Below are 2002 nucleotides of genomic sequence, written 5' to 3'. Positions count from 1 at the left end.
CTCACGGCCGGGCAGACCGGGCCGGCGCCCCTCACCGGCCCGCGGGCCGGTGACCGGCGGGTCCGTCCTGTGCCGGGCCGCGCCGGGCCCGGTCTCGAGACCGAGCCCGGGACCAGGCACCGGGACCGGGACCAGGCACCGGAGTCGCCCGCGCCCGCGTCCCCGTGTCGGCGTCCCCCGTGCCGGCAGGACGGTCTCGTCCTAGGAGACGAACCGTGCCGCGCGCCGAGGCCATTGGATGCCGCCGCGGATGCCCCGCACCCCGGGCCCCACGCACGGCCTGCCCCGCCACAGATGCCCCGCGGACGGCTCTCGCGCTGGGCCGGCACGCGGGGTACACCGCGGCGATGGGTGTCCTGCTGTGTTCACTGGCGGTCGCCCGTATGCGCCGCCGGGTACTGGCTCTGGCCGGGTTCGCACTGGCCACGGCACTGGTGACGGGTGGTTCCTGGGCGGTGGCGGATGACGCGCTGCCGCCCGGACTCACCGTCTCGCTGGAGGACCGGCTCACCCCGCACCGGGTACAGCTGTGGCGGGACGCGGTCGATCTCGCGGAGACACATCCGATGCTGGGCGCGGGTCCCGACCGGTTCGGCGAGCTGAGCCCGACCGTGCAGCAGTCGCCCGGCTCCGACGGCAAGCCGCATTCCGCGGCACTGCAGCAGGCGGCTGAACAGGGCGCCGTGGGAGTGCTGCTGCTGGGCTCGCTGTACTGCTGGCTGCTGTACGGGTTGTGGCGTTCGCCGCGCTCCACACCCGTGGTGCTGAGCGCGGGGGCCGCGCTCACCGCGCTGGCCGCCCTCGCGAGCGTCGGCAATCCGCTGAGTTTCACCCCTGTCACAGCGGGCGCGGGCCTCCTCGCGGGTCTGGCCACGGCTCGCCCGGCACCGGAACCGCTTCCTCTCTCCGCGCCGGCCGCCTCGTGTCCGACGGACACGGCCCCCGGCACGCGCCACCCGGCTTGAGCCTGAGCCGACGCACCAGGCGCTGTCGGCGCCACCCGGCACGGGCGCGGACGCGTCAGGCCTCGGCCGTCGTCGTGCCCGCCGATGCCCCGGGCCGCAGAAGGTCCCGGATCACCCGTACCGCCGCCTCGGCGTCGTCCACGGTGACCGTGAAAGTGCGGCCGTCGCCGAGCGTGAGGACGATCCCCTCGCCGCGGCGGACGATCACGGCCGTGCCCTTCTCCGGGCGCCAGCGACAGCCCCAGCCGCCCCAGTGACGAGGGGTGACCCTCGGCACGAATTCGGCACCGACGACCTGCGAGAACGGGATCCTCCTGCGGGGTACTCCCATATGGCCGCAGCGGACCTCCATGGCGTCGCGATCGACCCTGACCGCCACATGGACGAAGGCGAGCGTCCCGAAGAGCATCAGCAGCCCGGCCGAGACACAGCCGATCACCGACATCAGCAGCGGGATGATGCCCGACGTCCACGGCGAATCGACGGCCAGCTCGATGCCCAGTGCCATACAGGCCGCACCCGCGGCCGCGAGCACCCACTGGAGGCGGTTGGTGGCACGGCCGGTCCAGATCGCGGGCAGTCGCTCTGCGGCCTGCCCCTCGTCACGGGGGTGGTCCGTCATGCTTCGCAGCGTACTCACGTTCCGCACGGCGGGCACCAGTTCGCACAGAACGGGAAAGCCGCCCCAAAACCCCTCGGCACATCCACGGAACCGCAGGCCGGGCGAGGTACGGGACCGATCCCGCCGCCGCGCTCCTCAGTGCGCGGGCGTGACCGGCTGCACCGCGCCCAGAAGCCTGCCTTCCGCGTACCCCAGCGCCCGCTCCGGCAACTGCGACTCACGCCCGCTGAGCAGCACCGTCAGCAGGCTGCTCGGGGTGGCCTCGGGCGCGGGACCGGCGTCGATCCGGCGCAGCGCCTGGGCGGCGACCGCCCCGGCGGAGCCGTGCAGGACGACCGGCGGCAGGGCGTCGGAACGGCCCGCGCTCACGGCGGCACGGATGCGCTCGGCGACCAGTTCGTAGTGGGTGCAGCCC

Annotated in this window: 1 protein-coding gene and 2 pseudogenes; 1 reads left to right on the top strand and 2 read right to left on the bottom strand. The window is 74.4% G+C overall.

What is annotated here, in order from left to right:
- Positions 1-305: 305 nt before the first annotated feature.
- A pseudogene (locus ACWGI8_RS43585) lies at positions 306-965 on the top strand (O-antigen ligase family protein); the annotation flags it as partial.
- 55 nt (positions 966-1020) lie between these two features.
- Here ACWGI8_RS43585 and ACWGI8_RS43580 read toward each other — a convergent pair.
- Both ACWGI8_RS43580 and ACWGI8_RS43575 read right to left on the bottom strand, forming a co-directional pair.
- Positions 1021-1587, bottom strand: coding sequence for a hypothetical protein (locus ACWGI8_RS43580; protein WP_453669082.1), 567 nt, complete (start codon positions 1585-1587; stop codon positions 1021-1023).
- A 135-nt stretch (positions 1588-1722) separates the two neighbouring features.
- Positions 1723-2002, bottom strand: a pseudogene (locus tag ACWGI8_RS43575) (glutamate racemase); the annotation flags it as partial.

It is taken from the genome of Streptomyces sp. NPDC054841 (assembly GCF_053611045.1).
The sequence above is the reverse complement of the archived record's forward strand: the minus strand, read 5'-3'. Positions and strand labels throughout refer to the sequence as shown.

Bases quoted from the DNA above. Each gene is read 5' to 3' on its own strand.
- ACWGI8_RS43580 (WP_453669082.1), bottom strand. From the start codon at position 1,587: ATGACGGACCACCCCCGTGACGAGGGGCAGGCCGCAGAGCGACTGCCC.